This is a genomic window from Chamaesiphon polymorphus CCALA 037 (assembly GCF_003003845.1).
GTDB classification, from domain to species: Bacteria; Cyanobacteriota; Cyanobacteriia; order Cyanobacteriales; family Chamaesiphonaceae; genus Chamaesiphon; species Chamaesiphon polymorphus.
This window is the reverse complement of the sequence record NZ_PVWO01000268.1, coordinates 1-7,743: the sequence shown is the minus strand read 5'-3', so window position 1 is coordinate 7,743 and position 7,743 is coordinate 1. Positions and strand designations below refer to the sequence as shown.

Here is a 7,743-nt window from a genome sequence, read left to right as displayed (position 1 = left end):
AAACCATATGGCGAGACTGCGGGAGCAATTTTGGGTGCGGGAGCAGTTTTGGTCGCAGCCACAGTTTTAGTTGTCCGAACGCTAGCCGATGTTTGTGTCGGTTGTAACTTCTCCATCAGTTCGGGACGAACTACGGGAAAAGGATCTACTGATGTTTTAGCTGCCATCATCGCCGATAGCGGTGTGGGTGCGCCGATCTCTACAGGTACTGCCGCAATCGGTCTGCCGATCGATTGTGGCTTAGCTGCTACTACGATCTGTTTTGGTGTCTGAACGGGACTTTTTGGAATGTACAGTCCTGGAACTGGAATATTCGCAGCTTGCGGATTTATCGCCCGCTCCAGTGCTGTGGAGATCGAATTTTTGACCTGTTTGGATTTAACGGGTTTGATTGCTTTGGCCGAGCGTTTCTGCCAATTTACAGAAGGTGCTACGAAGTTGGCTACACCGCTAATATCGGCGGTGGTACTCGTGTTGGCAAAACTAGGTAAGCCTTTGGAACCCATCGAATTGACGGCTAGCTGACGAACGGCTAAATCTGGAGTAGGCGCAACGCCACTCAATAACTCCCGATCGATCCTAGTGCCATTCGCTTTTAAGTTACTCCAGGGGGAGACCTGCGTGGATGCTTTGGTAATATTCCGAACCGTTGCTGGTTTGGTTGCTGCGTAGGAGCAGAGGGGGCTAGATAACACTAATGCTGTTCCCAACACACCAACACTGGGTTGTAACCAGGTAAGCCAAATTTTTAACATCTTTGAAATAATATGTAATGGTAATTTTAGTTACTGCCACCTACTGGCTCGATTTCCACCCCGCTCGATTTGAGAAAATCTGCGCTCGGGGACATCTGTTAATGCTTGTAGGTGGAGGTTGGAGTGAAATTTGACCTGCATCTTTTCAGTCAATCGGCGTAGAGAACAACGCTAGTAGATGAATTGCCTATCCACTGGTTACCTAAAGTTTGGTTAGTTGTAATGATAATTGTTCGCAAACAATTTTCGCTTTGCCTATACCAAATGAAACTGGGTAAACTACATTGTTGTGCTTCTAATTCCATGATTGTACCATGGTTTTTTTACACCCCCATCGGTAATTATGCTGGTATTATCCACACTCCTAGGGAGCCATTTTGACTGCCAGTAAGCAGATCTAGGCCATCGGGATGCCAGCCTAAAGTAGTATATTTACCGATCGGTCGCTCGCTGAGAATTTGTTCGACATCTCCACTGGCCGACCACAGGCACACATAGCCATCAGTACTACCAGAAGCCAAGATCGGCAAATAAGGATGAGGGATGGCCACTTCTATAATACCCTCATGACCTTCGAGAAGTTGACCATCCCACCCGATCTCATCCGAATTTAAATGCCACAAGACGATCGTGTTGCCGCTAGCTACAGCCAGACATGGGTTTGGGGTACCAGCCATCCACGCAAGTTGCCGAATTTTTCCGGGACAACCTTGCAATGTCCATCGACGATCCGGATGTTCGCTATCGATAATCGTCAAGGTGCGATCGAGATTACCGATCGCGAGATAACGACCATCATCAGACCAATTTATCCGAATACTTGCCGTTTCAATTTCGATCCTTTGGCTCGGTGCGGTGGCATCGGCGATCGATCGAATCTGGACGCCTTTATATCCCGCTATTGCTAATAAGTCTCCTGCTGGGTGCCATGCCAAATCGAAAATTGAGGCTTTGTCGAATTCCCAGATCGCGATCTGGGTAAAGTTACGGATGTCCCAGATCCTCGCGCTCACTCCAGTACCAACGGCCAAATACGAGCTGTGGGGGTGCCATGCTAGCCGCTCGATCCACGCGCCGATTTCTATGCACTGAACTAATTGTGGTGGCAGATGGGGATCCTCGCAGTTCCAAATACACAATTGTCTAGATCTGCCCCCAGCAGCCAACCAGCGGCTGTCGGGACTAAAAGCTAGTCCGGCGATCGTGGGTACCGCTTCGCTGTGAGTGTCTGGTGTGATGAGTGGGATGAGGTCGTCTAATCCAGCATTCCAGACCGCTTCGCCTGCTGCCGAACTAGCCGCCCAACCTCTGCCATCGGGCGAACAGGCTACCGCCGTTACCAGGTCGCTGAGTTGACCTTGCCAAACTAGCTCTAATTCGGATCGTGAGGTTTCTGTCAATGGGATTGGGTAGTTGGGATGGTCTGTACTACTCGCTAGCTCGACTGGTACAGAAATGTAAACAAATAACCAGTAGTAATACCTAATCTTAAATTTTTAAGTTAGGATAATTACTACTGGTAGTATGTCTAAAAATATGGCTCAAGTCAGACTTGAACTGACGACCAAGGGCTTATGAGTCCCCTACTCTACCGACTGAGCTATTGAGCCGCGTTATTCAACGTATCCTATCATAACATGAAAAAGTTGTTTTAGCTACTTTTTTGTTAAATATTTCGGCTGGGGGCATATTCCGCCAGATGCCAATGGAGATTATGTGCAACTCTACCAACATTCTAGACCAATGACCGAGAAGACAGTGGAGAGCGAACAGATTTACCGATGGCTGATATCGGCTCGCAGATCGCCAAGCGATCGCCATCTCCAATTCCACACCCGATCTGGACTGGCGGTTTATCGAGAAAGCCATCCACAGCAACATCCACAGTCCTAAAGATTGCCAGGAAGCAACGCGATCGGATTGACAGCATGACCGCCACTAGGACGAATCTCAAAGTGTAAATGAGAACCAGTACTGCGTCCCGTGCTACCCATCCGCGCTATTTGCTGACCCTGACGGACGGTTTGACCGACGCTGACAGAAATTTGACTGTTATGTCCGTAACGGGTGGTAGTACCATCGCTGTGTCTGATTTCGACTAAATTACCGTAGCCGCCTGATTTCCAGCCTGCAACGATCACGACGCCATCAGCAGCAGCATTAATCGGCGTGCCGACTGGGCCTGCGATATCGATACCTTTGTGCATTCTCCCCCAGCGACGACCGAAGCGAGAGGTGAGCGTGCCTGCGGCTGGCCAAGAAAAGCCGATACTCGTGACCCCATTGCGGGTGGCTGGCAGACGATCTTCTGGATTGTCAAAATCATAATCCGAGTCAGATCGATCGTTAAAAGATGGCCGAGCCGTGGCAACGGGTCTATTAAAACTTCTGGTTCTGGGCTGTGCTACTTCGATCGGTACAGAAGCTTCACCGCTAAACTGTAAACTGTTGGTATCTGTGCGATTGGCTACCGATCCGGGATAAGTACGGGGCATTGTTTGAGCGACCAGCACCGATGACGGTTGGGCATACTTGGCCTGCATCGTGGAGACATCGCTTTGCAACTGGTTGATATAACCATTGCTATTTACAGGGACAATTTCAGCTTCAGAACTAACCTGCATGGCATTTTGAGCTGATTCGGCTGCGGCGACCGTATCGGGATAGTTTGCTGGGATGCTAGAGATACCCATTAAAACTGCTAATCCAAGCATCACTGTTGAAGTGCGGCTCCGATGATTACCAAACAGAGAAGCAATCTTGACCCAACTCGATGGTTGCTCGGGGTTAACGATCGACGATGCTTGGCTCGCCAATACATCTTGATGAGCAGTCAGGGAATTAGCTAGCTTGACCTTCTGCGTAATTTCGGGTTTCAACAAAAATGACCTCCTATTATTGAGTACAACGTTAGTCAATAGCATGAGTGTGGTTGGAAATTAACTCACTACTAACTGACCGCTCGTGTCGATCGATCCATTCAGAGTTAAGAATCGATGCGATGGTAATTTAGTCCTAACTGATTTTAGGTGTTTGCATTTGATGGCAAGCATCAGATCGAAGCCCATAAAACGATAATTTATCGCGGCGATCGACTGCGCTCTAGATTCACTAAAGTCACTTTAAGTGAAGATGCAATTATTTGCAAGCTTTTAGTGATATCTGCTGGCAGACTCGCTCGAAGCGAGAATTATCGAGCTATGTTTGCACGAATAAATTAGAGATTTAATGGTACAAACACAGGCTTACAGACTGGGTGTCGCGACAACAAATAGTTAATTCAATCGCTACAGCCCTTACTGAACAAGACTTTAAACTACAAACCGTGCTATCGGCAACCGTATATTTAACTAGAGAGATTTAGATTGTCGATTTTGAGTGTCAATACATCTAAAAACTTTTAAGTCTGAGTGACTTCGATCGCTATTTTTCTGGCAACCATAGAAATTTATGCTCGATCGAATAAGCAATTACTAATTTGAATTCGGCGATTCGATCGAATGGATGATATAAATTTCTTATCTAAAACTCGCGATCGAGCGTTCGCAATTTGACTAACTCACCGTTGCAAACTCGTTGGCGTAGCCTACCGTAGGTAATCTAATGCCCTCATCTGTTGCCCTACGCGCGCTGTAGCCCCCACCAGAGAGGAGATCGTCCCAAACCTACCCGAGCGATTCACTGAGTTGACGGCGGGCTTCAAATAGGCCGATAGCCGCACTAACAGAGAGATTGAGACTTCTGACACCGGGTTCGCTCATTGGGATATAAACTGTTTCGGCACAATATTCCAACATCCGAGCGGGTAAGCCCTCAGTTTCGCTGCCAAATAATAACCAGTCATCAGCTTGGAACTGAAATTGAAAATGGCTACAATTACCCCGAACGCTAAACCCCACGCAGCGTCCAGTCTGTTGGCGGTGAAATTCGATAAATGCCTCGATCGACGGGTGGATTTTGAGGCTAACATAAGGCCAGTAGTCTAATCCAGCGCGTTTGAGATAGCGATCGGTAATTTCAAATCCTAACGGGCCAACTAAGTGTAAATCGGTGCGGGTAGCGGCGCAAGTGCGAGCGATATTTCCGGTATTGGGGGGAATTTGGGGATTGACTAAAACTAACTGAGGCATAAATTCAAAATCGGCTGTCAAGAAATATGGGTGGCGATCGATATTACACAAAGAACATAGTTTAAGTACTTACGCTACTTAGCCTAGAGCGATTCGAGCGCGAGATTGCCAACTTTCGTAATATATAGATTTTCTTTATATTTGAAAAGAGCGCGCGATCGATTGGAATTTTAAATCTATTTAACAAATAGTTAATTTTTGTGCGGTCTGCTACAACGCAACCAGATGTTCGGATTTAAATCCACTCGATCGCCAGTGGAGATGGTGGATGCAAGCGACGCTTGACCTATGCCACAGCTTGACACAGATAGCGATCTAACTCGAGTTCCTGTTGTTCGACACGCTCGATCTCGCGGACGAGTACGGCTCGGGCATCGGGTTCGCGCTCGAACGCCCGCAGCCATTGTTGAGCGGTATTACCTTCGCGCAGGATCTTCTTCACTGGAGAGAGGAAACAAGTAAAGCCGCGTTGCTTGGCAAATGGATGAACTTCGCCATAGAGTTCTTCAATCCATTCGCTAGCGGTAATCGATCGACCATCTTGCCAATGTCTTAAAGTGGCATCGAGACTAGATTTGGCAACGAGCATTTCATTGGCATCCGCCAGCTCGACGAGTTCTTGCGACGATAGCGCGCTCATCGTTAACGGATCGAGATTGGGATCGGAGATTAATTGCCACAATCTCGCTTCGATCAGGCTCGTAACGGCCAGTAACGCGATCGGATCGATGATTAGGTCGCAAATTCTCAATTCGAGGCGATTGAGGTTGTAGGGGCGGCGATCGCCGTTAGGACGCACGGCAGACCACAGGTGGCGGACATTTTGCATCGTCTTTTGAGCTAACTGTTCGTTCACCCATTGGATATGATGGGCGTGACTTTCAAATAGCGGTACATGCTTGGGTGTTTTGGGAAAGAGTCCCCAACGGGTAGAGTGGTAGCCAGTCGGTTCGCCATTGAGAAAGGGCGAAGCCGCACTTAAGGCTAGATATAGTGGAGCTTCTACTCGCACCAGCCGACAGGCACGCATTAATAATTCTGGATCGCTGATGCCAATATTGATATGGACGCTAGCCGTAACGACATTAGTCCCGTAAGTCTGTTCGATGTAAGTATGGTAGGGATTGCTCGGATCGGAGCGATAAAATGTATCCGTACCGCCCAAAGATAGAGTGCTGCCAGGAATCAGTGTATAGTTGCCAATCCGCTGAAGATAAGCACGTAACTGGCGACGCGGCAAGACTAGAGCGCACAACAATCGATCGTAAGAAGTAAACGGTGCGGTGGTATATTCCACATTGCGACTATCCGGCTCGATGATAAACCCATCTAAATCCGCCACAATTCGATCGGATAAACCGACAATCTCTCCTTCGGGTGTACCCGTGTACACTTCAATTTCAAATCCTTTAGAAAGTAGCATGGAGGTAAGGGTGGATGGGTGGATGGGTGGATGAGTGGATGAGTGGATGAGTGGATGAGTGCAGAGATAGTGGATAGTGAAGAGTAAATAGCGATCTAGAAGTTACGCTATAGGTGTAAGTTCGGCTCTTATAAATAATCATAGCGGTTTTGTTGCGGCAATCTTTGAGGTAGCATTCGCTCAATCTCAAATCTCACAGCCAATTTCAATTACATCCACCCATCCACCCATCCACCCATCCACCCATCTACCCTTCTTCCCAAAGACCTATTCCCTAATGTCCTACGATCGCGGATAATTGGGGATTAATGTAAAAATCATAAAGCAAGTAGCACGGTACAAAGTCATGGGAGCGATCTGGGAAATCGATTTTTACTCACGCCCCCTGGTTGATGAGCGACAAAAAAAAGTTTGGGAATTGCTAATATGTGAAAGTCCAGGTACGACAGATCGATCGACTGACGACCTGTTTCGGTTCGCTCGTTATTGTCCGAGCGATCGAGTCAACTCGTTATGGTTGGCAGAGGCTCTCCAAGCAGCCATGCTCGAAGCCAAACAATCGCCCCGACGGATTCGGTTCTTTCGACGGCAGATGAACAATATGATTACCAAAGCCTGCAAGGATATTGGCATTCCTGCCGCAGCCAGTCGGCGCACGATCGCCCTGCACCAATGGATCGACGATCGGATGGAGCATTTTTATCCCCTGCAACCTAACTATCAAGCCGCAAATACTGCCTCCGTGCAGATGTTTTCCGATCCACCGCAGCCGCTACCCGAAGCCTTACTCGGTGAAAAGTGGACGTTTGTAAGTCTGGTGGCGAGTCAGTTTGCCGATATGAGCGAATGGCAAATTGGCTTTAGCGAAGCTTTCCCCTTGGAAATGGTGGGTGTGACTCCAGAAATGCAAATACCCGGACTGATCCTCTATTCGCCGCGTTCGGTACCGATGGCAGCTTGGATGTCAGGATTGGAAATCGTCGCAGTTCGCTATCAACCCGCTCCAAAATCTACTTTATTACTAGAAACAGGAGCCAGCGAAAGTTGGATTTTAGCCCGTTTAGAAGGGGCGACTCAGCAAGAAGGAGCGCGCTTTGAAGCTAGCAAGCAACAAGCCAAAGGAGTTCACTTTATTGCCATCCAATCCAGTCCCGATGTGGAAGAATTTGCTGGATTTTGGTTATTGTACGAAACAGTCGATCGCTAAAAGCTTTAAGGAAGGCTTTAGGCTTTAGGTTTTAGGCTTTAGGTTTTAGGTGGGGAGTTGGGAGTTGCGACTGAAATCACGCGGAGGTTCCCTCCGCATGTGTTTCAGTCAAGACAGGGAGTTGGGAGTGAAGAAGAGAGAATTGTTCTTTTACCCATTACCCATTACCCATTACCCATTACCCTTTACCCATTACCCTTTAAAGATCCACCCATCCACCCATCCACC

General features: G+C 47.9%; 5 protein-coding genes, 1 tRNA gene and 2 pseudogenes. 2 read left to right on the top strand and 6 right to left on the bottom strand.

What is annotated here, in order from left to right:
* The 3 genes and pseudogenes from C7B77_RS18520 to C7B77_RS18510 all read right to left on the bottom strand — a co-directional run.
* Positions 1-755, bottom strand: a pseudogene (locus C7B77_RS18520) (hypothetical protein); the annotation flags it as partial.
* Between the two features lie 341 nt (positions 756-1,096).
* Positions 1,097-2,155, bottom strand: coding sequence for a WD40 repeat domain-containing protein (locus C7B77_RS18515; protein ID WP_146138391.1), 1,059 nt, complete (start codon positions 2,153-2,155; stop codon positions 1,097-1,099).
* Positions 2,156-2,292: 137 nt separating this feature from the next.
* Positions 2,293-2,365: transfer RNA gene (locus tag C7B77_RS18510), tRNA-Met, on the bottom strand.
* 133 nt (positions 2,366-2,498) lie between these two features.
* Between C7B77_RS18510 and C7B77_RS30155 the strand changes: the two genes are divergently transcribed.
* Complete coding sequence (locus C7B77_RS30155; protein WP_181243920.1) at positions 2,499-2,648, top strand: hypothetical protein; 150 nt, start codon at positions 2,499-2,501, stop codon at positions 2,646-2,648.
* On the opposite strand, the pseudogene C7B77_RS31740 reads toward C7B77_RS30155, so the two are convergent.
* The 3 genes and pseudogenes from C7B77_RS31740 to gshA form a co-directional block, all read right to left on the bottom strand.
* Positions 2,645-3,067 (bottom strand): annotated as a pseudogene (locus C7B77_RS31740) (M23 family metallopeptidase); the annotation flags it as partial. The gene C7B77_RS30155 and the pseudogene C7B77_RS31740 overlap by 4 nt on opposite strands.
* Before the next feature lie 1,353 nt (positions 3,068-4,420).
* Positions 4,421-4,885: a tRNA (cytidine(34)-2'-O)-methyltransferase gene (locus tag C7B77_RS18495; protein ID WP_106308101.1), complete on the bottom strand. Its 465-nt coding sequence runs from the start codon at positions 4,883-4,885 to the stop codon at positions 4,421-4,423.
* Between the two features lie 286 nt (positions 4,886-5,171).
* Positions 5,172-6,308: a glutamate--cysteine ligase gene (gshA, locus tag C7B77_RS18490; RefSeq protein WP_106308086.1), complete on the bottom strand. Its 1,137-nt coding sequence runs from the start codon at positions 6,306-6,308 to the stop codon at positions 5,172-5,174.
* A 346-nt stretch (positions 6,309-6,654) separates the two neighbouring features.
* On the opposite strand from gshA, the gene C7B77_RS18485 reads away from it, so the two are divergent.
* Positions 6,655-7,515: a Tab2/Atab2 family RNA-binding protein gene (locus C7B77_RS18485; protein WP_106308098.1), complete on the top strand. Its 861-nt coding sequence runs from the start codon at positions 6,655-6,657 to the stop codon at positions 7,513-7,515.
* Positions 7,516-7,743: the final 228 nt, after the last annotated feature.